22 protein-coding genes and 2 rRNA genes are annotated in these 24,842 nt (G+C 71.4%); 11 read left to right on the forward strand and 13 right to left on the reverse strand.

The genetic code is table 11. The features are described from left to right. Window positions 1–132 precede the first annotated feature (132 nt). The 7 genes from EQG70_RS15055 to pknB are packed head-to-tail and all read left to right on the forward strand — an operon-like array spanning window position 133 to window position 9,906. Window positions 133–909 (forward strand): FhaA domain-containing protein, encoded by a 777-nt coding sequence (locus EQG70_RS15055; protein WP_095651319.1) that lies wholly within the window; start codon window positions 133–135, stop codon window positions 907–909. Continuing rightward, entirely contained in the window at window positions 910–1,407 is a 498-nt protein-coding gene (locus EQG70_RS15060) for an FHA domain-containing protein FhaB/FipA (RefSeq protein WP_109268584.1), read from the forward strand. A gap of 3 nt (window positions 1,408–1,410) precedes the next feature. Then, window positions 1,411–2,907, forward strand: a complete 1,497-nt coding sequence (locus EQG70_RS15065; protein ID WP_017834091.1) for a PP2C family protein-serine/threonine phosphatase — start codon at window positions 1,411–1,413, stop codon at window positions 2,905–2,907. Next, window positions 2,904–4,664: an FtsW/RodA/SpoVE family cell cycle protein gene (locus EQG70_RS15070; protein ID WP_109243679.1), complete on the forward strand. Its 1,761-nt coding sequence runs from the start codon at window positions 2,904–2,906 to the stop codon at window positions 4,662–4,664. Before EQG70_RS15065 ends, EQG70_RS15070 begins: the two co-directional genes overlap by 4 nt. Next, window positions 4,661–6,106 carry a peptidoglycan D,D-transpeptidase FtsI family protein gene (locus tag EQG70_RS15075; protein WP_017834093.1) on the forward strand — a complete coding sequence of 482 codons (1,446 nt, stop codon included), beginning with the start codon at window positions 4,661–4,663 and terminating at the stop codon, window positions 6,104–6,106. Before EQG70_RS15070 ends, EQG70_RS15075 begins: the two co-directional genes overlap by 4 nt. Further along, complete coding sequence (locus EQG70_RS15080; RefSeq protein ID WP_035930249.1) at window positions 6,103–7,860, forward strand: protein kinase domain-containing protein; 1,758 nt, start codon at window positions 6,103–6,105, stop codon at window positions 7,858–7,860. Before EQG70_RS15075 ends, EQG70_RS15080 begins: the two co-directional genes overlap by 4 nt. A gap of 3 nt (window positions 7,861–7,863) precedes the next feature. Continuing rightward, entirely contained in the window at window positions 7,864–9,906 is a 2,043-nt protein-coding gene (gene pknB / locus EQG70_RS15085; protein ID WP_035930253.1) for a Stk1 family PASTA domain-containing Ser/Thr kinase, read from the forward strand. A 22-nt stretch (window positions 9,907–9,928) separates the two neighbouring features. Here the strand turns inward: pknB and EQG70_RS15090 are convergent, their stop codons facing one another. Then, complete coding sequence (locus tag EQG70_RS15090) at window positions 9,929–10,567, reverse strand: anthranilate synthase component II (RefSeq protein ID WP_017834096.1); 639 nt, start codon at window positions 10,565–10,567, stop codon at window positions 9,929–9,931. Between the two features lie 142 nt (window positions 10,568–10,709). Here EQG70_RS15090 and EQG70_RS18605 point away from each other — a divergent pair, with 142 nt between their 5' ends. Next, complete coding sequence (locus EQG70_RS18605) at window positions 10,710–11,111, forward strand: cell division protein CrgA (RefSeq protein ID WP_017834097.1); 402 nt, start codon at window positions 10,710–10,712, stop codon at window positions 11,109–11,111. Next, window positions 11,108–11,338: a hypothetical protein gene (locus EQG70_RS15100; RefSeq protein WP_126346562.1), complete on the forward strand. Its 231-nt coding sequence runs from the start codon at window positions 11,108–11,110 to the stop codon at window positions 11,336–11,338. The genes EQG70_RS18605 and EQG70_RS15100 overlap by 4 nt, the downstream gene beginning before the upstream one ends. A gap of 93 nt (window positions 11,339–11,431) precedes the next feature. Here EQG70_RS15100 and EQG70_RS15105 read toward each other — a convergent pair whose 3' ends face one another. The 4 genes from EQG70_RS15105 to EQG70_RS15120 all read right to left on the reverse strand — a co-directional run bounded on the left by EQG70_RS15105 (window position 11,432) and on the right by EQG70_RS15120 (window position 14,312). Further along, the gene (locus EQG70_RS15105; RefSeq protein WP_017834099.1) at window positions 11,432–12,028 is read right to left on the reverse strand and encodes a YceI family protein; all 597 of its coding nucleotides are present in this window, start codon (window positions 12,026–12,028) and stop codon (window positions 11,432–11,434) included. A gap of 127 nt (window positions 12,029–12,155) precedes the next feature. Next, a complete protein-coding gene (locus EQG70_RS15110; RefSeq protein WP_017834100.1) occupies window positions 12,156–12,872 on the reverse strand; it encodes a flavin reductase family protein in 717 nt (238 codons plus the stop codon). Between the two features lie 170 nt (window positions 12,873–13,042). Continuing rightward, complete coding sequence (locus EQG70_RS15115) at window positions 13,043–13,594, reverse strand: flavin reductase family protein (protein WP_035930494.1); 552 nt, start codon at window positions 13,592–13,594, stop codon at window positions 13,043–13,045. A 22-nt stretch (window positions 13,595–13,616) separates the two neighbouring features. Beyond that, a complete protein-coding gene (locus EQG70_RS15120; protein ID WP_109222291.1) occupies window positions 13,617–14,312 on the reverse strand; it encodes an alpha-ketoglutarate-dependent dioxygenase AlkB family protein in 696 nt (231 codons plus the stop codon). A 137-nt stretch (window positions 14,313–14,449) separates the two neighbouring features. Here EQG70_RS15120 and EQG70_RS15125 point away from each other — a divergent pair, with 137 nt between their 5' ends. Beyond that, window positions 14,450–15,469, forward strand: a complete 1,020-nt coding sequence (locus EQG70_RS15125) for an LLM class flavin-dependent oxidoreductase (RefSeq protein WP_095651331.1) — start codon at window positions 14,450–14,452, stop codon at window positions 15,467–15,469. A gap of 76 nt (window positions 15,470–15,545) precedes the next feature. Continuing rightward, the gene (locus EQG70_RS15130) at window positions 15,546–16,385 is read left to right on the forward strand and encodes a GDSL-type esterase/lipase family protein (RefSeq protein WP_109268583.1); all 840 of its coding nucleotides are present in this window, start codon (window positions 15,546–15,548) and stop codon (window positions 16,383–16,385) included. A 100-nt stretch (window positions 16,386–16,485) separates the two neighbouring features. On the opposite strand, the gene EQG70_RS15135 is transcribed toward EQG70_RS15130, so the two are convergent. The 8 genes from EQG70_RS15135 to EQG70_RS15170 form a co-directional block, all read right to left on the reverse strand. Further along, a complete protein-coding gene (locus tag EQG70_RS15135; RefSeq protein ID WP_109243676.1) occupies window positions 16,486–17,133 on the reverse strand; it encodes a DUF3618 domain-containing protein in 648 nt (215 codons plus the stop codon). Next, window positions 17,130–17,603 carry a phage holin family protein gene (locus tag EQG70_RS15140; protein WP_109268582.1) on the reverse strand — a complete coding sequence of 158 codons (474 nt, stop codon included), beginning with the start codon at window positions 17,601–17,603 and terminating at the stop codon, window positions 17,130–17,132. The genes EQG70_RS15135 and EQG70_RS15140 overlap by 4 nt, the downstream gene beginning before the upstream one ends. Continuing rightward, window positions 17,600–18,409, reverse strand: a complete 810-nt coding sequence (locus EQG70_RS15145) for an ATP synthase F0 subunit B (protein WP_138976485.1) — start codon at window positions 18,407–18,409, stop codon at window positions 17,600–17,602. Before EQG70_RS15145 ends, EQG70_RS15140 begins: the two co-directional genes overlap by 4 nt. Window positions 18,410–18,545: 136 nt before the next feature. Then, window positions 18,546–19,484 (reverse strand): SDR family oxidoreductase, encoded by a 939-nt coding sequence (locus EQG70_RS15150; protein ID WP_017834107.1) that lies wholly within the window; start codon window positions 19,482–19,484, stop codon window positions 18,546–18,548. 164 nt (window positions 19,485–19,648) lie between these two features. Further along, the gene (locus EQG70_RS15155; RefSeq protein WP_109268580.1) at window positions 19,649–20,461 is read right to left on the reverse strand and encodes an alpha/beta fold hydrolase; all 813 of its coding nucleotides are present in this window, start codon (window positions 20,459–20,461) and stop codon (window positions 19,649–19,651) included. Window positions 20,462–20,563: 102 nt separating this feature from the next. Further along, window positions 20,564–21,160: a superoxide dismutase family protein gene (locus tag EQG70_RS15160; protein ID WP_244296571.1), complete on the reverse strand. Its 597-nt coding sequence runs from the start codon at window positions 21,158–21,160 to the stop codon at window positions 20,564–20,566. A gap of 153 nt (window positions 21,161–21,313) precedes the next feature. After that, window positions 21,314–21,430: ribosomal RNA gene (gene rrf, locus EQG70_RS15165) — 5S ribosomal RNA — on the reverse strand. A gap of 204 nt (window positions 21,431–21,634) precedes the next feature. Beyond that, window positions 21,635–24,762: ribosomal RNA gene (locus EQG70_RS15170) — 23S ribosomal RNA — on the reverse strand. Window positions 24,763–24,842: the final 80 nt, after the last annotated feature.

Genomic DNA, 24,842 nt, shown 5'->3' on the forward strand with positions numbered 1-24,842 from the left:
GTGACCGGGGCGCTGACCCGCCCGGCGCGGACACCCCACCGGGCTCACAGGCGTCGCGTCTACTATCCTGGAGAACGCCTGACCCGGGACCGGGTGCATGCGCACCGTGATCGACGCCAGGAAGGAGGCGGCATGGGATTCCTCGAGAGCCTCGAGAAGAACATCGAGAAGGCCGTCCGCGCCACCTTCTCCACCGGCTCCCGGAAGCGGGTGGAGGCCGTCGAGATCGCCAGTGCCCTCCGGCGGGAGCTCGACCAGGAGGCGTTCACGATCTCCGCCGGCCGCACCATGGCCCCCAACGTCTTCGTCGTGGAGTTCTCGGACGAGGACTTCCCGCGCGCCCAGGACTGGGGCACGCCGCTCGCGGAGGAGCTGTGCGACGTCGTCATCAAGCACGCACGCAGCCAGGCCTACACGCTCCAGGGGGCGGTGAAGGTGTCCTTCACCCGCAACCCGGAGGTGGAGGCCGGCGAGTTCCGCGTCCACTCCTCGGCCCAGCGCACCGCCGAGTCCCCCAACACCCCCGCCACCCCCAGCGGGCAGCGGATCGCCCGCGGCCACCGCCGGGAGGAGGACGAGGGGGAGCCGACGCGCTCCGTGCCCGCGCAGCACTGGATCCCGGTGCTCGACGTCGACGGCGCGCGCTACTCCCTCAACGCGGACTCGATCGTGCTGGGCCGCTCCGCCGAGGCGGACATCACCGTGGAGGACACCGGCGTGTCCCGCAAGCACCTCGAGATCCGGCGGCAGGGCGAGCACTTCGTGGCCGTGGACCTCGGCTCCACCAACGGTTCCTACGTGGACGGGGAGCGGGTGATCGGCCGCACCGAGCTGGTCAACGGCTCCGTGATCACCATGGGTCGGACCAGGATCACGTTCCGCCTCCTGACCCCGAAGGGGAACCGCTGAATGTCCGAACTCACCGTCACCCTGCTCCGCTTCGGCTTCCTGGCGCTGCTCTGGATCTTCATCTTCAGCATCGTCGCCAGCCAGGGGCGTGACCTGGCGGTCGGCGGGAAGCTCCCGGCGGTGCTCACGAGGTCCCGCGCCGAGCGCCGGGGCGCCGCGGAGGACCCGGTGCCGCCCGCCGCGGGCCCCAGCACCGGGCAGCGCTCCCGCCCTCAGACCCTGGTCGTCCTCGACGGCCCGCTCCGCGGCCGCAGCTACCCGCTGGGCAACGCCCCGGTGCTGCTGGGCCGCTCCCCCGAGGCCACCGTGCCCCTCGGCGACGACTACGCCTCGGGGCGCCACGCCCGGCTGTTCCCGCAGGGCTCCCGCTGGTTCCTCGAGGACCTCGGTTCCACCAACGGCACCTTCGTCGGCCAGCAGCGCCTCTCCCGGGCCGTGCCGCTCGACCCCGGGACCCCGTTCCGGGTGGGCAAGACCGTCCTGGAACTGAGGTCCTGACGCATGGCGATCGCCTTCCGCTACGCGGCGCGCTCCGACGTGGGCCGGGTCCGCTCGAAGAACGACGACTCCGCCTACGCGGGCCGTCACCTCGCCGTGGTCGCCGACGGCATGGGCGGGCACGTGGGCGGGGACGTCGCCTCGGCCTCCGCGGTCATGGACCTCACGAGCCTCGACCGCCCGGACCACCACGGCGACGGCGCCACCGTGCTCACGGACGAGATCCAGAACGCCAACCAGAACCTCGCCAAGCTGGTCCTGGGCAACGCCCGCCTGGGCGGCATGGGCACCACCGTCACGGCCCTGCTCGCGGACCAGGACGAGCTCGTCGTGGCCCACATCGGGGACTCCCGCGCGTACCGGCTGCGGGGCGACGAGTTCCGCCAGGTCACCAAGGACCACACCTTCGTCCAGCGGCTCATCGACGAGGGCCGGCTGCGCCCGGACGAGGCCGAGTCCCACCCGCACAAGAACGTCCTCATGCGCGTGCTCGGGGACGTCGACGCCTCCCCCGAGATCGACGTGGAGACCCTCCGCCCGGAGCGCGGCGAGCGCTGGCTGCTGTGCTCCGACGGGCTCAACGCCGTGGTCCGCCCGGAGACCATCCACTCGGTGCTGGGCTCCACCGACGACCTCAACCAGATCGTGGACACGCTCGTGGAGCTGACCCTGGACCGCGGGGCCCCCGACAACGTGACCGTGGTGGTCGTCCAGGTCTTCGAGACCGACGACACCGCCCCCGTGCCGCAGGCCGGCGAGGCCCGCGGCGCCGTCCCGGACCCGGAGTTCGCCCGCACCTCGGACGAGATCACCGGGGACGCCGGGACGCAGGGGACCGCCGAGGCCGAGTCCTCGGCGGCCGCGCTGCGCCGCGACCTCGCCGCGCGCCCCCACCTGTTGGTGGGCGCCGCCGCCAACGCCACCCAGACCGGGCGCATCCCCACCGTGAGCGACAGCGTCCTGGAGCGCCGCGCGACCCTCCTGCAGACCTCCGCCCCGGACACGCTGGCCGATCCGCGGGACGTCGAGTCGGCGCTGCACCGGGCCGACGCCACCGTCCCGTCCCCGCGCCGGCGCCGCCACCGGCGCGCCGTGGCCGTGCTCGCGCTGGCCACGGCAGGGCTGCTGCTCGTGGCCGGGGGCTGGCTGACGAGCGGCTGGATCAGCTCGCAGTACTACGTCGGCGAGCAGCAGGGCAACGTGGCGATCTACAACGGCGTCTCGCAGTCGCTGGGGCCCGTGAGCCTCAGCGACCTCGAGCGCGCCACGGACCTGCGGGTCGAGGACCTCCCGGGCTTCGCCCAGGAACGGGTCCGCAACGCCATCCCCGCCGGCAGCCTCGAGGAGGCGGAGCGGATCGTGGGCGAGCTGCGCGAGTCCGTGCCCGAGGAGACGCCCGGCCCGGAGCCGCGCCCGACGGGCACCGTCCAGCGGGCCACCGCCTCCCCCACCGCCTCGCCCACCCCCTCGCCCGCGGCCTCTCCCGGGGGTGACGGATGAGCGCCCCCGCCGCGACCTCCCCCCGGGAGGAGCAGGCCGAGCCCCGCCAGAAGCCGCGGCGGCTCACCGAGCTGCTCCTGCTCGTGCTCGCCGTGGGCATCGGCGTGGGCGCGAACGTCCTCGTGGACCCCGACCAGGTGGGCTCGGGGGACCCGCACCTCCTCGTCTCCGGGCTGGTCCTGGGCATCGGCGCGCTGGTCCTGCACGTGGTGCTGCGGCTGCGGGCCAAGTACGCGGACCCCTATGTCCTGCCGATCGTGGTGGCCCTCAACGGGCTGGGCATCGCCATGATCCACCGGATCGACCTCACCACGGACCAGACGGCCGCGGGCTCCCAGGTGGTGTGGACGGCCTTCGCCATGACCGCCGCCTGCCTGGTGCTCTGGTTCCTCAAGGACCACCGGGTGCTGCGGCGGATCACCTACATCTGCCTGGTGCTCAGCGGGCTGCTGCTGCTCCTGCCCCTCCTGCCCGGTCTCGGCCTGGAGCTCAACGGCGCCCGGATCTGGATCTCCGTGGGCGGGCGCACCTTCCAGCCCGGGGAGGTCGCCAAGATCACCCTGGCCGTCTTCTTCGCCGGCTACCTCTCGACCAACCGGGACCTCATCCTGCTGGCCGGCAAGAAGATCGGCCCCGTGCGCCTGCCGCGGTTCCGGGACATGGCGCCGATGTTCGCGGCGTGGATCATCGCGATCGGCGTGCTGGTGTTCCAGCGGGACCTCGGCTCCGCGATCCTGTTCTTCGGCCTCTTCCTGGCCATGATCTACCTCGCCACGAGCCGGCTCAGCTGGATCGTCATCGGGCTGCTGCTCGTGGCCGTCGGAGGGTTCTTCGCGAGCCAGACCTTCGGCCACGTGGCGGCACGCCTGGACTCCTGGCTCAACGCGTTCGACCCGGAGGTGTACAACCGGGCCCCGGGCGGCTCCGGGCAGATCGTCCAGGGCCTGTTCGGGCTCTCCTCCGGCGGGCTCTTCGGGCAGGGGCTCGGCCAGGGCCGGCCGGACCTCGTCTCCTACGCCAACTCGGACATGATCATGACCGCGTTCGGCGAGGAGCTGGGGCTCATCGGCCTGAGCGCCGTGCTCGTGCTGTTCTTCCTGTTCGTCACCCGGGGCTTCCGGGCCGCCCTGGGCACCCGTGACTCCTTCGGCAAGCTGCTGGCGGCGGGGCTGTCCGCGGTCATCGTGCTGCAGCTGTTCGTGGTGGTGGGCGGGGTCACCCGGCTCATCCCCCTGACCGGGCTGACCACCCCGTTCATGTCCGCGGGCGGCTCCTCGCTGCTGTCCAACTGGATCATCGCGGCGATCATCCTGGCGATCTCCCACACGGCCCGCCGGCCCGTGGTCACCGGTCCGGCCACCGAGGCCGACCTCGCCGAGATCGCCGCCCACGAGGCCGCGCTGCGCGAGGCGGCGCGGCGCGACGAGCAGGAGCGCGCCGAGCGCCCGGGACGCCGCCGGGACCGCCGTCCCGGGACGGATCCGGACGGGCCCGAGCAGGACGCGGGGCAGGCGGACGGGGTGGACCGCGCCGCCGGAGGGCGGGGCACCGGGGCCGACACGGCCCGCGGCCCGGCGGTGCCCGCCGACACCGCCGCCACCGAGCCGATCGCCGCCGCGGGCCTCGACGGGCACCGGGACGCCGAGGACGCGGACCACCACGGCGGCACCCCCACCGAGGCGATGTCCCGCCTCACCGACAAGGACCGCAGGGGCCCCGGCGGGTCCCGGAGCACCGAGAACGGAGGAGCATCGTGAACCGGGCGATCCGACACACCTGGGTGGCCGGCGTGGCGATCTTCACCGTGCTGCTCCTCGCGCTGACCTACGTGCAGTTCGTCGCGGCGCGCACCCTCGAGGCGCACCCGTGGAACAACCGCAGCCTCTACGACCAGTTCGGCGCGGACCGCGGGGCGATCCTCGTGGACGGGGACCCGAAGGCGTCCTCCGTGCCCTCGGAGGACGACTTCGAGTACCAGCGCGTCTACGCGGACCCGCTGACGTACGGGCACCTCACGGGCTACTTCTCCCTCGTCTACGGCGCCACCGGGCTCGAGGCGGCCCTCGGCGAGGAGCTCTCCGGCGCCTCCGACGAGCAGTTCTACGACCGCGTGGTCTCCATGTTCTCCGGGAACCAGCCCACGGGCGCGTCGGTCGAGCTCACCATCGACCCGGTGCTGCAGCAGACCGCGGCCGAGGTGCTCGAGGGCCGGAAGGGCTCGATCGTGGCCCTCGACCCGGAGACGGGCGCGATCCTCGCCATGGTCTCCACCCCGGGCTACGACCCCAACGAGCTGGCCTCGCACGACTCGGGCTCCGTGATCGCCGCCGCGGAACGGCTCAACGCGGACCCCGACGCGCCCCTCGTCAACCGGGCCGTCGCCGGTGACCTCTACGCCCCCGCCTCGACGTTCAAGATCATCGACACCGTGGCTGCCCTCGAGTCCGGGGACTACACCACGGAGACCCTGATCCCGAACCCCCAGGAGCTGCCCCTGCCCGCCACCGACGTGACCCTGCCCAACTACGTGGGCGGCGGCTGCACCGCCCGTGCGGAGGCGGACCTGGAGTTCGCGCTCGAGCAGTCCTGCAACACGCCGTTCGCCTCGATCGCCCTGGACCTCGGGGAGGACGCGATCCGGGAGACCGCCCGGAACTTCGGCTACGGGGAGCCCCTCTCCGTGCCGCTCAAGGTGACCCCGTCGGTGTTCCCCGAGGAGCTCAACGAGGCCCAGCTCGCGCTGTCCTCGATCGGCCAGTACGACGTGCGCACCACGCCCCTGCAGGTGGCCATGATGAGCGCCACGATCGCCAACAACGGCGTGCAGATGAAGCCCCAGCTCGTGCGCACCGTGCGCTCCGCCGACCTGTCCGTGATCGAGGAGCTCAACCCGGAGCAGCTGCGCCGTTCCACGAGCGCGGACGTCGCCGGGACCGTCTCGGACCTGATGGTGCAGGTCGTCGAGGACGGCATCGCCCGCGGCGCGGCCGTCCCGGGGGTCGAGGTGGCCGGGAAGACGGGCACCGCCGAGATCGGCTCGGACGAAGGCCTCAACGACTCCTGGTTCACGGGCTTCGCGCCGGCCGACGACCCCCAGGTGGCCCTCGCCGTCGTCTTCGAGGACGTGGACGTGGCGACGGGCGCCTCCCTGACCAGTCCCGGTGCCAAGCGACTCTTCGAGGCGGTGTTGAACAAGTGAGACCATCGTCGAGCACCGTCCTGGGCGGGCGCTACGCACTGACCGATCGGATCGCGATCGGCGGCATGGGCGAGGTGTGGAAGGCCAAGGACCGGGTCTTGGGCCGGATCGTGGCCGTGAAGATCCTCAAGGAGGAGTACAACGGGGACCCGAACTTCCTGCAGCGCTTCCGCGCCGAGGCCCGGCACACCGCGCTCCTGAACCACCCCGGGGTGGCCAACGTCTTCGACTACGGCGAGGAGGAGGGCTCCGCCTTCCTCGTGATGGAGCTGGTCCCGGGCGAGCCGCTGTCCAACATCATCGAGCGGCAGAAGACGCTCGCCCCCGACACCGTGCTCAACTACATCGGGCAGACCGCACGGGCGCTGGCGGCCGCGCACGCCCAGGGCCTGGTGCACCGCGACGTGAAGCCCGGCAACCTCATCATCACTCCGGACAACCGGGTGAAAGTCACGGACTTCGGCATCGCCCGTCTCGCGGACCAGGTGCCCCTCACCGCCACCGGGCAGGTCATGGGCACCGCCCAGTACCTCGCGCCCGAACAGGCCACGGGTCAGACCGCCACGGGGTCCTCGGACATCTACTCGCTGGGCATCATCGGCTACGAGTGCCTGGCCGGGCGCCGCCCGTTCACCGGGGAGTCGCAGATCGCGATCGCCCTCGCGCAGGTCAACGACCCGCCGCCGCCGCTGAAGGACAGCGTGCCCGAGACCGTGCGGGCGCTGCTGATGTCGATGCTGGCGAAGGACCCCAAGGACCGCCCGGCCACGGCGGGCGCCCTGGCCACCGCCGTGGACGCCATCCGCCGCGGGGACGAGGACGCGGCGGTCGCGGCCGTCCCCGGGATGCGCCCCTTCCTCGACCTGCCCGACGACGACGCCACCCAGGCGTTCGAGCCCGTGCGCGACGAGCCGACGCAGGTGCTGGACCGGGACCGCACCGCGGCCGCCGCGGCGACCGGAGCCGCCGCCGCCGGCGGGCCACGGCCCATCACCGCCGAGCTGGACGTCGTCGACGGCCCGGAGGGCCCCGGGGAGGGCCCCGGGGAGGACCCCGGCACCGGTCCGGCCCGTCCCGAGGAGCGCCGGGAGCGCCGCTCGGTGTGGGCCTGGCTGCTGCCGGTGCTCCTGGTGCTGCTCCTCGTGGCGGGGCTGCTGTGGTTCTTCCTGCTGCGCGAGCCGGCGCCCGTGAGCCAGGAGCCCTCCCCCACGGGCACCGTCTCGACCTCGACGGTGCCCGGCGAGCCGACGCCCCCGGCGGCGGAGCAGCCCGGCGCGGACACCGTGGAGGTCCTCGCCGCCCGCTACGAGGGCCGGCCGGTGGACGAGGTGGTGCAGGAGCTCTCCGACCTGGGCTTCCCCGTGGAGCGGCAGGGCCGCACCGCGGACGAGGAGCAGAACACCGTCCTGTCCCTGAACCCCGTGGGCCAGGTGGCGCGGAGCACCACCATCACGGTGGTCTACTCGACCGGCCCGGACACCGTGGAGCTGCCCTCCGGGATGGTCGGCCGCCCGGCCGACCCGCTGATCGACGAGATCCGGCTCCTGGGCGTGAACATCATCCGCTACGACGAGACCACCGAGGACGCCGAGCCCGGGACCGTGCTGCGCACCCAGCCCCTGGGCGGGTCCACCGTCCGCCCCGGCGACACCATCGAGATGTGGGTCGCCGCGGCGCCCGAGACCACCACCGCCCCCACCACCGGATCGCCCTCGCCCACCGCGACACCGACCGGGCCCGGCCAGGAGGGCTGAGCCGTGCCGGGCCGGAACCCCGTCCCCTCCCTCATCAACGACCGCTACGAGGTGGGCGAGACCATCGGCCGCGGCGGGATGGCCACCGTCCACCTGGGGCGGGACCTGCGGCTGGGCCGGCGGGTGGCCATCAAGGTGCTGCGCCCCGAACTGGCCCGGGACGGCACCTTCCACGAGCGGTTCAAGCGCGAGGCCCAGTCCGTGGCCGCCCTGAACCACCACTCGATCGTCTCGGTCTACGACACGGGCGAGATCCTCGCGACGACCGACGAGGGCGTGGACCGGCCGTTCATCGTGATGGAGTACGTGCCCGGCCGGACCCTGCGGGAGCTGATCCACGAGAACGCCGTGACGCCCCAGGAGGCCGTGGACATCACCCTGGGCATCCTCGACGCCCTGGAGTACAGCCACCGGGCCGGCATCGTCCACCGGGACATCAAGCCCGCCAACGTGATCGTCACCCCCGAGCGGCAGATCAAGGTCATGGACTTCGGCATCGCCCGGGCCGTGGAGGACACCTCGCCGGCCCTGACCCAGGCCCAGGCCGTCCTCGGCACCGCGCAGTACCTGTCCCCGGAGCAGGCCCGGGGCGAGTCCGTGGACGCCCGCTCCGACCTCTACTCCGCCGCGTGCGTGCTCTTCGAGATGCTCACGGGCCGGGCGCCGTTCGTGGGCGGGTCCTCGGTGGACATCGCCGCCCAGCACGTCCGGGACCATCCCCCCGCGCCCTCCGAGCTGGACCCGCGGCTCGGCGGGCGCGTCGACGACTTCCTGGCGAAGGCCCTCGCCAAGGACCGCTCCGCCCGCTTCCAGGACGCCGGGCAGATGCGCCGGGCGCTGCGGGAGCTGCGCCCCGCGGTGCCGGGGGACCTGGAGGCCACCCAGCCCCTGCACGCGGTGCGGCAGCGGGACGAGGACACCAAGACCCTCCCGCCCGTCCCCGTGCCCGCCGGGGCGGCCGCTCCGCCGACGGCGGCGGGCACGGCGGTCGCCGCGGCGCCGGTGCCGGCGGACGACCCCGGCAGCGGCTCGACCCCTGCGCGGGACCGCCGACGGCGACCGCTGCGCGCGGCGCTGATCGGCCTGCTCGCCCTCGCGGTCCTCGCCGTCCTCGGGGTCGTGGCCCTCCAGTGGGTCCAGGACCAGCGCGGCGGACCCGCGCTCGTCGCCGTCCCCTACGTGGCGGGGATGGACGCGGCGGTGGCCGAGACGGCGCTGCGCAACGCGGAGCTCGTGCCGCAGCGCGAGGAGGTCTTCGACGACGAGGTGCCCGAGGGCGACGCCGTGGGCACCGATCCCACGGCCGACACACAGGTCGAGGAGGGCTCCGCCGTGGTCCTCGCGGTCTCGCGGGGGCCCGCCGAGGTGGAGGTCCCCGACGACCTCGCGGGCCGGTCCGAGGAGGACGTGCGGGACGCCCTGGAGGCCGCCGGGCTCGAGGCCGGGGCGACCCGCACGGCGAACAGCCCGTGGGTGCCCCAGGGGATGCTGGTCGCCACCGACCCGGCCGGCGGGACCACCGTTCCGAGCGGCTCGGAGGTGCAGCTCGTGCTGTCCACGGGGCGGGTGACCGTGCCGCAGCTCGTGGGCCTGAGCCGGCAGGAGGCGGTCGCGGCCCTCGGCGCGGACGCGGTCCGCCTCTCGTCCGAGGTCGTCACCACCCCCCGGGCCGGAGTGCCCGCCGGGCAGGTCGTGGACCAGAGCGTCGACGCCGGACAGTCCGCGCCGCAGGGCTCGACGATCACGCTCACCGTGGCGGTCGCCCCGGAGCCCGAGCCCGCTCCGGAGCCGAGCCCCTCGCCCACCCCGTCCCCCTCCCCGGAGGCGACCGAGGACGAGGAGGAGGCCGAGGAGACCGCCGCACCGGAGGAGGAGGAGTCCGAGCCCGGCAGCACCCCGGACGACTCCGCCGAGACGTCCCCGGAGGACTCCCCCGAGACCGAGGCGCGCGACGACGACGAGCAGGACGGGATCCCCCAGCAGGCGGCCGACCGGGCCCGCGAGGCGCTCGAGCAGGGCGCGGACCGAGGGCCCCGGCGCGACTGACGTCCGGGCCGGCGGCCGAGGGTCAGACGGCGATCAGCGGGGACAGCGACATGGCGGCCCGCGCCGCGCCCTTGAGCCCTACGAGCTCGAGCCAGTTGCCGAGCATGAGGTAGCCGCCCTCGGTGAGGACGGACTCCGGGTGGAACTGCAGCCCGTGCAGCGGGGCGCTCTTGTGGCGCAGCCCCATGATCACCCCGTTCGGGGTGCGGGCGGTGACCTCGAGGACGTCGGGCACGGACTGGTCCACGACGGCGAGCGAGTGGTAGCGGGTCGCGGTGAACGGACTGGGCACGGCGCCGAAGACGCTCGTGCCGTTGTGCTCCACCCGGGAGGTCTTCCCGTGCATGAGCTCCTCGGCGTGGGTGACGGTTCCCCCGTACGCCTCCGCGAGGGCCTGGTGGCCGAGGCAGACGCCGAGCAGCGGCTGCCCCGTCCGCTCGGCGTGGCGGATCAGGGCGGTGCACACGCCGGCGTCGGCGGGAGCGCCCGGGCCGGGCGAGAGGAGGACGCCCTGGTGCTCGTCGGCGAGCGCGCACGCGGCGGTCTCGTCGAGGTCGTCGTTGCGGATGACCGTGGTCTTCGCACCGAGCTGCTCGAGGTAGCCGACGAGGGTGTAGACGAAGCTGTCGTAGTTGTCCACGACGAGGATCTTGACGGTCACAGGATCTCCTGGGAGTGGGGTGCCTCTCGGCGCGTGCGCCCGTCCAGCTTACGCGTCCGCAGGAGGGCGCGCACCGGGCGGCTAGACTGGTGCACCGGACCCCCCGCCGTGAAGACGGCCCGCTTGGTGATCAGGAGGATCAGTGCCCGAGTCCAAGAACCGCCGCAAGAAGCCGGCCCGCCGTCCGGGCGGCTCCGGACGGTCGACGCCGGCCGCCGCCCCGCCCGTCGACGCGGAGCTGGCGCGGCTGGCGGCGGAGGGGCTGCCCGGCGGCTCCACCGCGTTCGACCCGGAGGCCGCCGCGAACGCGGTGGCGCAGGAGCTCACCGAGCGCTCCCGGCACGGCTCCCCGGAGACCCACGCCCCGACGCCCACCTGGTACAAGGCCATCATGCTGGGCCTGCTGGTGGCCGGGCTGCTGTGGCTCATCGTCTACTACCTCTTCCAGGGCACCTATCCCGTGCCCGGGATCGGCACGTGGAACATCGGGGTGGGCCTGGCCCTGATGATGGTGGGGCTGATCATGACCACGAAGTGGCGGTGACCTCGGTGCCCCCTGCCGGCACCGGCCCCGAGGACCCGCACCAGGACCCGCACGAGGAGTCGCAGGAGCCCTCCCCCAAGCCGCTCGAGGACGAGATCGCCGAGTCCCGGCCGAAGGACGGGCGGCGGTTCAACGCCGCCACGTTCGAGGTGCGGCTGCGCCGGTGGGCGCTGCTGCTGCTGGTCGCGGGTCCCGCGATCTGGTTCCTGGTGCAGCAGCTCCGCTAGCCGCACCGGCCCGCGGCACCGGTCACGGCGCGCACGGGAGCGGCCCGCACCCCTGCAGGGGTGCGGGCCGCTCCCGTGCGCGCCCGTCGGGGATCAGGCCTGGGCCGAGGCGGCCTCCTGGCCCTCGACGGTCTCCTCGGGGTCGTTCTGCGGCGCGGTGAACGCCACGTCGAGGCTGATGACGACCTTGTCGGAGACGAGGACCCCGCCGGCCTCCATCGCGGCGTTCCAGGTGATGCCGAAGTCCTTGCGGGAGATGGTGGTCTCGGCGGAGAAGCCGGCGCGGGTCACGCCGAAGGCGTCGACGACCACGCCGCTGAAGTCGGTGGCGAGCTCGACGGTGCGGGTCACGTCCTTGATGGTCAGCTCACCGGTGATCGTGCCCTCCTCGCCGTCGAAGGCCACGGCGGTCGAGGTGAAGGTCATCGTGGGGTGCTCCTCGACCGCGAAGAAGTCGGCGCTGCGCACGTGGGCGTCGCGGTCGGCGTTCTTGGTGTCGATGCTCGCCATCTGGACCGTGGCGTTCAGGGTCGAGCTCTCGACCGGGTCGGTGACCTCGAGCTGCGCGTCGACCTCGCCGAAGGTGCCGCGCACCTTGGAGATGCCGGCGTGGCGGACGGTGAAGCCGACCTCGGAGTGGGCGGGGTCGAAGGTCCAGGAACCGGGGACGAGACCGTTGAGCTGGGACATGGTGTTCTCCTTGGGGATCGGTGGCGAGCAGGTTGTTGCTTCGTCAACTACTCTAGGAGCACCTTGGTGATGTGTCAACAACAAAGTCCGAAGTTCTTCCGGGACTTCGGGGCCCGTCTCCGGGTGCTCAGGCCTCGGGGTCCAGGGCGGAGCGGTCGTTGAGCTCGTGGAACCGGCGGCGGTGGTAGACGAGGGGGACGCCCGTGCCCTCGTGGCCGAGGACGTCGACCACGGCGGCGTTGAACACGAGGGCGGGCCCGGCCTTGATCCGGGCCAGCGGGACCGCGCGCAGGACCCGGGCGACGTTGAGCAGCCGGGGCTCCCCCGTCTCCAGGTACTCCCAGGGCATGTCCGCCCCGAAGCGCGGCGCCCCGGAGACGGCGAAGGACCGGGCGAGGTCGAGGTTCTCGGCGTCCAGCAGGTGCACCAGGAAGGAGTCGGCCTCGGCCAGCAGCGCGGCCGAGCCCTGACGGGCCTGCAGGGAGAAGCCGAGGATCGGCGGCACGGCCGACACGGAGGACACCGAGGACGCCGTCAGGCCCACCGGCCCCTCGGGGCCCCGCGCGGTGATGATCGCGACCCCCGCGGGGTGGTGGGCGAAGGCCGCCTTGAACGCCTCGCCCACGTGCTCCAGGTCCTGGAGGTGGTCTGCCGGGACCTCGAGGTCGGCGACCGACGCGGCCGCGCGCTCGGCCGGGGGGCCGGGCCGCGGGACCGCGCTCAGCCGCGGCTCCTCCGCCGTCCGCTCGGGCGTCCGCGCAGGGCTCTGCTCCGGTGCGCCGCCGGCCGGCGCGTCGTCGCCGTGCCCCCGACGAGGCCGGCGTTCGTGGTGCTGGGCCGCCATGAGTGTCCTTCCGTGGAGAGCCGTGGGAACGGTGCCGCCGGGCGGCCCCACCGGTCCACGCTACGTCCGGAACCGGAGCGGAAGTCAATCGATTCCGCCGCTGACGGGGCGGGAGAAACCCGACGTCACAGTCTTGCACGGGGGCCGTCGTCGTGTCCGGCGCCCCCGGGTCACCGGGTCAGGCCCCGGTAGCCGCGGGCGTAGTGCACCAGCGGGTCGTCGGCCTGGGCCTCCGCGACCCCGCGGCCCATCGCGGTCACCTCGCCGACGACGACCCGGTGCGTCGCGGCGGTGTGCACGGCCACGGTGGAGAGCTCGAACCACGCGAGCGCCCCGTCCAGGACGGGCGCCCCCGAGCGCGGCGCGCGCCGGAAGGGCACGCCGTCCAGCAGGCCCTCGACCGGATTGCCGGGGCTCGCGAGCCAGTTGGCGATGCCCTCCTGGTCCCGGCGCAGCACGGAGAGCGTCCACGCGCCGGAGGACTCCACCGCGTCGCAGATCCGCCCCTCCTCGAAGAGGCTCACGAGCATGGTGGGCGGGTCGTAGGAGACGTCGAGGAACCCGGTCACGGTCGCGGCGACGTCCCGCCGCCGGTGCCGGGCGGCCACGACCGCCACGCCGGAGGCGATGTCCGCGGCGAGCAGGCGGTAGGCGCCGACGTCCTCGGCGTCCGGCGCCGCCGGGTCGATCAGGTGGGCCGGTGCGGGATCGGGGAGCTCCATCCCGCCAGTCTGGCACGGGGACTCAGCGCTCCGGCCGGGACCGTCCCGTCATCCGGAGGGTCAGGTTCAGCCGCCCGCCCTTCATGCCCAGCGCGGCCGCCCCCGTGCCGGGGCGGATGCGCGGCACCCCGTGGAACGCGTAGCGGGAGGGTCCGCCGAAGACGAAGAGGTCGCCGCTGCGCAGCTCCACGTCCCGGTACGGCGCCGAGCGGGTCTGCGTGTTCCCGAAGCGGAAGACGCAGGTGTCCCCGAGCGAGAGGGAGACGATCGGCGCGGCGGAGGCCTCGTCCCTGTCCTGGTGCATGCCCATCCGGGCGTCCGCGTCGTAGAAGTTCACCAGGGCGGTGTCCGGCCGGTAGTCCTGCGCGTCCGGGCTGCCGGGGCCGTAGGCCTCCCGGGCGGCCCGGCGGCCCAGCTCGGTCAGCCACGGGGGCATGTCCGGTGCCCGCTTGCGCTCCCCGGTGCGAAGATAGCGGTAGGGCGCCCAGTCCCAGCCCAGGGTCGTGGAGCGCACCGACATCCGGCCGCCGCCCGGGAGCACCATGTGCCGCATGGGCACCGGGCCCACGGCCCACTCCCGGCAGCGGAGCACCAGGTCCCGCTGCTCCTCGGGCCCGAGCCACCCCGGCACGTGGACGGCGCCGGGGGCGATCTCCGCGCGCTCCCGGGGCAGCTCGAACAGCTCGGGCGCCGAGAACGGGGTCGAGGGGTCGATCATGCTGCCGAGCGTAGCCGCGACCGCCGACACCGCGCACCGGCACCGCGGGCGGCGGCACCGGTGTGCGCCCCGCCACGGCGGCCCCGGGCGGAGAGGAGTAGCGTGGAGGTTCTCCCGATCACCGTGAAAGGTCCGCCGTGCCGCTGCCCCTGTCCGTCATCGACTTCGCCACCGTCCGCAAGGGCGCGTCCGTGGGCGAGAGCTTCGCCGACTCCGTGCGCCTCGCCCAGCACGCCGAGCGCCTGGGGTACCTGCGGGTCTGGTACTCGGAGCACCACAACATGCCCACGATCGCCTCCTCGGCCCCGGCCGTGCTGATCGCCCACGTCGCCGCGCACACCTCCACCGTCCGCCTGGGCGCGGGCGGCGTCATGCTGCCCAACCACTCCCCCCTCGTGATCGCGGAGCAGTTCGGCACGCTCGCCGAGCTGCACCCCGGACGGATCGACCTGGGCCTGGGCCGGGCCCCCGGCACGGACCTGCGGACGGTGCGGGCCATGCGCCGGGACCCCTCCGCCGCCGAGCAGTTCCCGCAGGACGTCCGCGAGCTGCAGGGCTATCTCAGCGGCCGCTCGATCGTCCCGGGCGTCAGCGCCGTGCCGGGCGCCGGGACGGACGTGCCCCTCACGATCCTGGGCTCCTCGCTGTTCGGCGCCCAGCTCGCCGCCGCCTACGGGCTGCCCTACGCCTTCGCCTCCCACTTCGCCCCCGACGCGCTCGTGGACGCCGTGGCCGCCTACCGCGCCGGGTTCCGTCCCTCCGAGCAGCTCGCGGAGCCGTACGTCGTCGCGGCCGTCAACGTCATCGCCGCGGACACCGCCGAGGACGCCGCCGAACAGCTCGGGACCGCCCGGCGCGAACGGGTGCGCGCCATGGTGGGCCGCGGCCGCGAGCTGAGCGAGGCTGAGCTGGACATGGTGATGGACAGCCCCGCCGGGCAGCAGATCCTGCACATGCTGCACTGGTCGGCCGCGGGCACGGGCGACGAGGTCCGGTCCTCCCTGGAGGACTTCGCGGTCACGGCGGACGCCGACGAGCTCATGATCGCCCCCGCGTCCCCCACCCAGGAGCAGGTGCTGCGCTCCCTCGAGCTCCTGGCCGGGGCCTGGGGTCAGGACGCCGGGACAGACCTTCCCTCCGCCGCGTCGCGACTGTAAATTCAGGGAGTCACCGGCGTCCGCCGTCACGGCGCCGCCCCCGGGAGGCGCCACCGCCCCCCGAAAGGTCCCCGCCATGTCCTCAGTCACCGCCCGACGCACCGTCACCGCCCTGGCCGCGGCGCTCGCCCTCTCGGGCGCGGCCGCCTCCCCCGCCGCCGCGGCCCCGCGCACCGTCGAGGTCGTCAACCTCGGCGACTCCTACTCCGCGGCCTTCGGCACGGGCGGGCTCCAGGCGGTCGAGGGCGTTCCCGGCTGCGTCCAGGGCACGGGACGGGACCACGTCGACAAGCTGGACGCGCACCCCCGGATCGAGGTGACCCTGGACGCGGCGTGCGCCGGCTACGAGACGCACGAGGTGCGGAACCTCGTCGCCGCGCAGCCGGTCGCCGACGCCCTCGCCTCGGCCGACCTGGCGACACTGACCCTCGGGGGCAACGACATCGGGTGGGGCGGGTTCGTCGAGGCGTGCAGCGCCCCCGCCGAGGCCGCCTACGGCCCGGCGCCGTGCGACGCCAAGCTCGCGGAGGCCCCCGCGCTCATCGCGTCCGCCGCCGCCTCCGCGGCCGAGACCGTCGCGGCCGTCGACGCCGCGTCGGACGCGCGCATCGTGGTGCTGGGCTATCCGCACCTCTTCGACGACCGTGCGGACAGCCCGCTGATCTCCGCCGAGCGGGCCGCCCAGCTCAACGACTGGACCGACGAGCTCAACGCGGCTCTCGCGGCGGGCGTGGAGGAGGAGGGCGCCGTCTTCGTGGACGTCACCGACCGCTTCCGCGGCCACGGCGTCGGCTCGGCGGACCCGTGGATCCTCTTCGGCCCCGACGCCGGCAGCCACAACCTGCACCCGACCGAGCGCGGGTACCTCTCCGGCTACTTCCCGGGGCTCCTCGGGCAGGCCGCCCGGGCCCGCTGACCGCTCGCCGGCCACGACGCAGGCCCCGGACCGTCGGTCCGGGGCCTGCGTCGTGGCCGGTGCGTCACCGGCGCCCGGCCGGGGTGCGGCCGGGCGCGGGTCAGGCGTTCTTCGTCTCGTCCCTGACGGACTGCGCCGAGTCCTGGGCGGAGGACTTCAGGTGCTGGGCCTCGCCCTGGCCCTGCTGCTTGACCTCCTGGGCGCCCGACTGCGCGGTCTCCTTGACGGACTGCGCGGCCTCCTGCGCCGGCTCCTTCAGGTCCTGGGCGACCTCCTGCGCGGCGCTCTTCGCGGACTCGACCGCGTGCTGGGCGTGGGGCTGCACCCGGTCCGCCGCGTCGGCGACGAGCTCCTGCTCCTTCTGCGTGGAGGGCAGCAGCGAGCCGACGAGCCAGCCGGCGCCGAGGGCGATCAGACCGGCGGCCAGCGGGTTGCCCCGGGTCTTCGCCCGGGCCGTGGCCGGGGCGTTCTGCACGGCGCCGCGGGCCTGGTCGGCGCGGTACGCCGCCTCGTCCCGGACGTCGCCGGTGGAGTAGCCGCCCACCGTGAACTCGTCGTCGGAAGAACCCATGACTCGCTCCCTCACTCCGTGCACGGTGTCCTGGACCTTGCCGCGGACCTTGTCCTTCTGCCGCTCGACGACGCGCTCGGGCGTCACCTTCTCCGCGACGGCGTCGACGTCGGAGCCGAGCCGAGCGCGGGTGGCCTCGATGTCGGCGCGGATCTGTTCGGGGTTCTGCTGGCTCATCGGTTCTCCTTCTTGGAGGGCTTCACGGTGTCCGGGATCTCGGAGACGGTCTCGCGGGTGAGGGGCAGCGGATCCTGGGTCGCCTCGGTCATCTCCCGCTTGCCCTCGTTGAGGTTCTTCTTGCCCATCGCGGCGAGGATGCCGGCGATGACGGCCCAGAGCACGGCCACGATGACCGAGGACCAGGCCAGGCCCACGAGGTTGCTCAGTCCCCACATGAGGGCGAGGGACAGGAAGAGCAGGACGAAGTGTCCGGCCACGCCGGCCCCGGCGAGCATGCCGGCGCCCTTGCCCGTGTCCTTGGCGGACTGCTTGGCCTCCTGCACCGCCTGCGTCGTCTCGGCCTTGGCGAGCGCGATCTCCTGCTGGATGAGGGTGGAGAGGTTGGTGCTCAGCGACTTGAACATCTCACCGAGCGACTCGTGCTCCGCCCTGTTCTCGGCGTTCGAGGGGGGAATGGGATGGCTCATCGACGGTCGCCCTCCTGGTCCGGGTAGACGGTGCCGGGCACGCGGTCGGTGTAGGTGCGGGCCGCCTCGCCCTGCTCGTCGGAGCGGTAGGCGTAGGGGTCGGCCGGGGTGTAGCCCGAGGTCTCGGTCGCCGTGAGGTTGCGGTCGTAGCCCTGGTCGTAGACGGCGCCGGTGGCGACGCCCGTCCCGGCCGCGGTGCCCTGGCCCTGCCGGCCGGAGACGCCGAAGTACTCCTTGGCGCCCTGGCGGTCGGTCGCGATCTCGTCGCTGTCCTTGACGCCGCGGGTGGCGCGACCGGCGAGGAGCCCGATGCCGGCGGCCAGGGCCAGGAAGGTCCCGGGGCGACGCGCCGCGAACCGGCGGACGTCCTGCAGCAGGTCCTGGGCGTCCTTGTTCTCCAAGGAGGAGGCCACGGAGTCGACGCGCCCGGAGACGCTGCCGAGCAGACCCGTGACGAAGTCCGTCTCGGGCTTCTCACCGCGGGACAGGGCGTTGATCTCGTCGCTGACGGAGCGGACGCTCGAGGCGATGCGCTCCTGCTGGGGGGCCACCTGGTCCCTCAGGTCGCTCCGGAGCTGGCCGAGGAGGTTCTGCGCCTGGGCGGTGGCCTCCTGCTTGACGGCTCCGGCCTGCTCCTTCGCCGTCTCCTTGACGCGCTGGCCGGAGCCGGCGGCCTCGTGCTTCAGCTGGTTCGCCTCGGCCTTGCCCTGCTCCGCCGCGACGTCCTTCTTGGACGAGGTGCCGGTCTGCGCCGCGTGGCTCGAACCGGCGTCGTAGGGGGTGGGGTCATAGGGGTTGGTGGTCATGATTCCGCCTTTCTGGAACATTTCATAAGTCCACTGATGGTGCGGGCTGGTCCCAGCGTAGGCCGGACGCCCCGCGGAACCAAGCCCCTCCGCCGGATCGGCGCGCCTTTCGCGGCGATCCGGCGAGAGGGGTCCCTCACGGCGACGGGCTGCCGCCGTTGACGTTGAGGGTCTCGCCGATGACGTAGCTCGACTCGGAGGAGGCGAGGAACACGTAGGCGGGGGCCAGTTCCGTGGGCTGGCCGGCCCTGCCGAGGGGCGTCGACTGCCCGAACTCTGGCAGCGCGTCCTTCGGCTGCCCGTCCGAGACCTGGAGAGGCGTCCAGAACGGTCCCGGCGCCACGGCGTTGACGCGGATGCCCTTGGGCGCCAGCTGCTGGCCGAGGCCCTTGGTGAAGTTGTTGATCGCCGCCTTGGTCGACGCGTAGTCGAGGAGGTCCGGCGACGGCTGGTACGCCTGGATCGACGTCGTGTTGATGATGGAGGAGCCCGCGGGCAGGTGCCGCAGCGCCGCCTTGGTGATCCGGAACATCGCCACGATGTTGACGGTGAAGGTGTCGACCAGCTGCTCGTCGCTCAGGTCCTCGAGGCTCTCGACCGCCACCTGCTTGCCGGCGTTGTTGACGAGGATGTCGAGGCCACCCAGCCCGTCCACGGCGTTGTCGACCAGGGCCGCGCAGAAGTCCTTGTCGGTGAGGTCCCCGGGGAGGAGGACGGCCGTGCGACCGGCCTTCTCGATGGCGGCCTTGACCACCTGCGCGTCGGGCTCCTCGTCCGGGAGGTAGTTCAGGGCGACGTCGGCGCCCTCCTTGGCGAACGCGATGGCGACGGCCGCGCCGATGCCCGAGTCCGCCCCGGTGATCAGGGCCTTGCGCCCCTCCAGGCGGCCGGTCCCCCGGTAGGAGAGCTCCCCGCGGTCGGTCCTGGGCTCGAGCTCGACGTCCAGGCCCGGCTCGGGCTGGTCCTGCTTCGGGGGCGACAGGACGGGGTATCGCGTCACGGGGTTCTGGAACGCGAGCTGGTCCACCGTCTCGCGGTCGGCGTTCTCGGGGTTGCCGCTGTTCGTCTCGGCCATGCTCCACTTCCTCTCGTCGTGCACTGATCTGGACAGCATACTGATGATGCGGTCGGCAGGACAACGGCTTCTCTGTGGGAGAACAGGACACCCCGCGCCCCCGTGACGGAGGGACCGCCGAGGGGCACGGGGCGCAGGAGCGTACTGCCGCGGGGTGACCGCGCTCAGGCGTCGAGACGGTGCAGGAAGTTCTCCAGGGCGTCGTCGAACGCGGCGGGCTGCTCGAGGTTGGGGGTGTGCCCGGCGCCGTGGACGACGACGAGCTCCGCCCCGGGGGCCAGCTCGGTCATCCGCAGGCCGGCGCCGCCGTCGAAGGCGTCGTCCGCGCCCACCACGACGAGCACGGGGATCCGGGCGCCGCGGAGCAGCTCGGTGAAGTCCCGGCGCTCGGCGCGCCCGCGCATGGCCGCGGCGGCCCCCTTCGCGGGAGCGTTCTGGAGCATGGCCAGCACCTCGGCCGCCACCTCGGGGCGGGTCTCCACCGTCGACTCGGCGACCATCTTGCCCAGGACATTGCGCCCGTAGGCCTCCATGCCGCCGGTCAGCATGGCGTCCGCGGCGACGTGGCGGCGCCGCCTGCCGGCGGCGTCCTCCGCCTCGGGGACGGTGTCGTTGACGACCAGCGCCCGGACCCGGCCGGGGTGGCGGTGGAGGAGCTCCATGGCGATCTGGCCGGACATCGAGAACCCGACCACCACCGCCCGGTCGACGGCCAGGTGCTCGAGCAGCGCGGCGACGTCGTCCGCGAACTCCTCGGTGTAGACGATCCCCTCGGTGACCTCGGACCCGCCGAAGCCGCGCAGGTCGGGGGCGATCACCCGCCAGCCGCGGGAGGCGAACACCTCGACCTGACGGGTCCACATGCTGCGGTCGTAGGCGTGACCGTGCAGCAGGAGGAGCACCGGCCCCTCCCCCCGGTCGGTGTAGGTCATGGTGACCCCGTTGATCCGGGCGGTGGCGGGACTGACGTCGGGCATGGTGGGAGACCCCTCTCTCGGGCGTACGGCAGGAACGCTCCCAGGGTAGCGAAGGACGCCGCCGCAGGGCCGGGTCTCACCCGCGGCCGGAACGGCCCGCGGTCATTCGACGACGCCGCAGGCCAGCCGCGAGCCGGCGTCGCCCGTGCCCAGCGTGGCCTCGTCGGGTCCGCCGGGGGCGTAGCGCTCCGGGACGTTGGCGTGGTTGTCGGGGCCCGGGTGGACCACCACGGCGCTGCCGTCGTCGTCGGCCACGAGGTCCTGGACACCGAAGCGGTCGGTGACCGTCGTGAGGAAGCCCGCCCCCTCCTCCGTCACCAGGAGACCGGGGAGGTCGCCCCGGTGGCCGGGGTGCTCGGCGTCCTCGTTCCCGAGGTGGCCACCCGCGGAGAGGAACGCGCCCGTGGTGCCGGGGTCCCCCGGGGCCGTGCTGTCGGGCTCGCAGAGGCCGGTCGCGTGCACGTGCAGTCCGTAGAAGCCGGGCTCGAGTCCCTGCACCTCGGCCACGACCTCCGTGCCGGCGGCGACCTCCGAGAAGCTGACGCTGCCGACCTCCGCGCCCTCGGCGTCCTGGAGGACGGCGCGGGAGCCGGGAGCCGCCTCCGGGGCGGCCGACGTCTCCTCGACCACGGCGCTGTCGTCACCGCCCCCGCCGCAGCCGGCGAGCACCAGAGCAGTCGTTCCGATCACTGTTGCCATCAGCCTGCTCCGTCGCACGGCTCCTCCTCGTCGTCACCGGGTCCTGGTCCTCGACCATAAGCCGTGGTCGGAGGGGATTCAACGAAGACGATGGGTGTTAAATGCGGGGAGCCCACGCACCGTGTGGTGCGGGGGCTCGACCCTGGTGGTGTGGTCCGGCGGTGTCCTACTCTCCCACACCCTTCCGGGTGCAGTACCATCGGCGCTGCGGGTCTTAGCTTCCGGGTTCGGGATGGGACCGGGCGTTTCCCCCACGCTATGACCGCCGTAACTCTGGTGCCCGACCCCTGCCGGTGCCGGCGGGGGTGGGTAAGTCACTGTGGTTGTCCGCCCGTGGTGGGCGGTATTCAATTGCGGTTCCCTGTGCCCGCCGCCAGAGCGACGGGCGGGGTTGTTGGTTGGGAGCCGTATAGTGGACGCGGTGTTCTGTGGTGACCCCACCCATGTTCCCCACACGTGTTGGGGGTGGGGGTGTGGTGTAAGTTGTCGGCTTATTAGTACCGGTCGGCTGCACACGTCGTTGGTTCGTGCTTCCACCTCCGGCCTATCAACCCAGTGGTCTAGCTGGGGGCCTCTCACACACTAGGTGCATGGAAATCTCATCTCGAAGCGAGCTTCCCGCTTAGATGCTTTCAGCGGTTATCTCTTCCGAACGTAGCGAAGCAGCGGTGCACCTGGCGGTACAACTGCCATACCAGAGGTTCGTCCGTCCCGGTCCTCTCGTACTAAGGACAGGTCTTCTCAAATTTCCTGCGCGCGCAGCGGATAGGGACCGAACTGTCTCACGACGTTCTGAACCCAGCTCGCGTACCGCTTTAATGGGCGAACAGCCCAACCCTTGGGACCAACTCCAGCCCCAGGATGCGACGAGCCGACATCGAGGTGCCAAACCATGCCGTCGATATGGACTCTTGGGCAAGATCAGCCTGTTATCCCCGAGGTACCTTTTATCCGTTGAGCGACGGCCATTCCACAATGTACCGCCGGATCACTAGTCCCGACTTTCGTCCCTGCTCGAGCTGTCGCTCTCACAGTCAAGCTCCCTTGTGCACTTACACTCGACACCTGATTGCCAACCAGGCTGAGGGAACCTTTGGGCGCCTCCGTTACTCTTTAGGAGGCAACCGCCCCAGTTAAACTACCCATCAGGCACTGTCCCTGACCCGGATCACGGGCCGAAGTTAGATGTCCAGAGTGACCAGAGTGGTATTTCAACGTTGACTCCACGTGCACTGGCGTGCCCGCTTCACCGTCTCCCACCTATCCTACACAAGCCACACCGAACACCAATACCAAACTATAGTAAAGGTCTCGGGGTCTTTCCGTCCTGCTGCGCGTAACGAGCATCTTTACTCGTACTGCAATTTCGCCGAGTTCATGGTTGAGACAGCGGGGAAGTCGTTACTCCATTCGTGCAGGTCGGAACTTACCCGACAAGGAATTTCGCTACCTTAGGATGGTTATAGTTACCACCGCCGTTTACTGGGGCTTAAATTCTCCGCTTCGCCGTGAGGCTAACAGGTCCTCTTAACCTTCCAGCACCGGGCAGGAGTCAGTCCGTATACATCGTCTTGCGACTTCGCACGGACCTGTGTTTTTGATAAACAGTCGCTTCCCCCTGGTCTCTGCGGCCCTTACCCGCTCGCACCAGCAAGTGGTGTCCACGGTCGGGGCCCCCCTTCTCCCGAAGTTACGGGGGCATTTTGCCGAGTTCCTTAACCATGATTCTCTCGATCGCCTTAGTATTCTCTACCTGATCACCTGTGTCGGTTTGGGGTACGGGCGGCTGGAACCTCGCGTCGATGCTTTTCTCGGCAGCATAGGATCACCGAATCCCCCCACGAATGGGGGTCCCGTCACGTCTCAGGCTCAATGATCCGCGGATTTGCCAACGGATCGCCCTACACGCTTAGACCGGGTCTACCATCGCCCGGCTCGGCTACCTTCCTGCGTCACACCTGTTAATACGCTTACCTCCCCGGTTCAGGTCCCACGCTCCCCGGTGCCGGCGGCGACCAATGGTCACCGCATGGCCCGGTTCGGGTGGTTAGTGTCCCCGGTTCGATAGGGGCGGTTCTTCGCCGGTACGGGAATATCAACCCGTTGTCCATCGACTACGCCTGTCGGCCTCGCCTTAGGTCCCGACTGACCCAGGGCAGATTAGCTTGACCCTGGAACCCTTGATCATCCGGCGGACGGGTTTCTCACCCGTCATTCGCTACTCATGCCTGCATTCTCACTCGTGTGGGCTCCACCACTGGGTCACCCCGCAGCTTCACTGCCCACACGACGCTCCCCTACCCATCGCACCACCTGAACCGGTCCGAAGACCGGTTGGGTATCATTGGTGCAATGCCACAACTTCGGCGGTGTACTTGAGCCCCGCTACATTGTCGGCGCGGAATCACTTGACCAGTGAGCTATTACGCACTCTTTCAAGGGTGGCTGCTTCTAAGCCAACCTCCTGGTTGTCTAAGCAACTCCACATCCTTTCCCACTTAGCACACGCTTAGGGGCCTTAGTTGGTGGTCTGGGCTGTTTCCCTCTCGACTATGAAGCTTATCCCCCACAGTCTCACTGCTACGCTCTCACTTACCGGCATTCGGAGTTTGGCTGACGTCAGTAACCTTGTAGGGCCCATCGGCCATCCAGTAGCTCTACCTCCGGCAAGAAACACGTAACGCTGCACCTAAATGCATTTCGGGGAGAACCAGCTATCACGAAGTTTGATTGGCCTTTCACCCCTACCCACAGCTCATCCCCTCCATTTTCAACTGAAGTGGGTTCGGTCCTCCACGCGCTCTTACACGCGCTTCAACCTGGCCATGGGTAGATCACTTCGCTTCGGGTCTAGATCACGCCACTCACTCGCCCTATTCAGACTCGCTTTCGCTACGGATACCCCTCACGGGTTAACCTCGCGACGTAACACTAACTCGCAGGCTCATTCTTCAAAAGGCACGCCGTCACCTTGTAGGGCTCCGACGGTTTGTAGGCACACGGTTTCAGGTACTATTTCACTCCCCTCCCGGGGTACTTTTCACCTTTCCCTCACGGTACTGGTCCGCTATCGGTCATCAGGTAGTATTTAGGCTTACCAGGTGGTCCTGGCAGATTCACACGGGATTTCTCGGGCCCCGTGCTACTTGGGTACGCGTACCGTGCGGCAGCAACGATTTCGTCTACGGGACTCTCACCCTCTCCGGTCCGGCACTCACACCGGTTCGACTATCGCCCTGCACTCACACGCCCGGGCCGGCAGACCCAGGACGACACGCCCCACGACCCCGATGATGCAACCCCTGCCGGGTATCACACACCATCGGTTTGGCCTCTTCCGCGTTCGCTCGCCACTACTGACGGAATCACTGTTGTTTTCTCTTCCTGTGGGTACTGAGATGTTTCACTTCCCCACGTTCCCTCCACACACCCTATGAATTCAGGTGCGGGTCACCACGCATAACACGCGGCGGGGTTTCCCCATTCGGAGACCCTCGGATCACAGCTCGTTTATCAGCTCCCCGAGGCTTATCGCAGATTACCGCGTCCTTCATCGGCTCCTGATGCCAAGGCATCCACCGTGCGCCCTTAAAAACTTGCCACATGATCACAGAACACACCGATACCACCACCACCACACCCCAACGGGGCACGGCAGCGGTATCTCGGCGATCAATCACGA

This window comes from Kocuria rosea (genome assembly GCF_006094695.1).
GTDB lineage: Bacteria > Actinomycetota > Actinomycetes > Actinomycetales > Micrococcaceae > Kocuria > Kocuria rosea.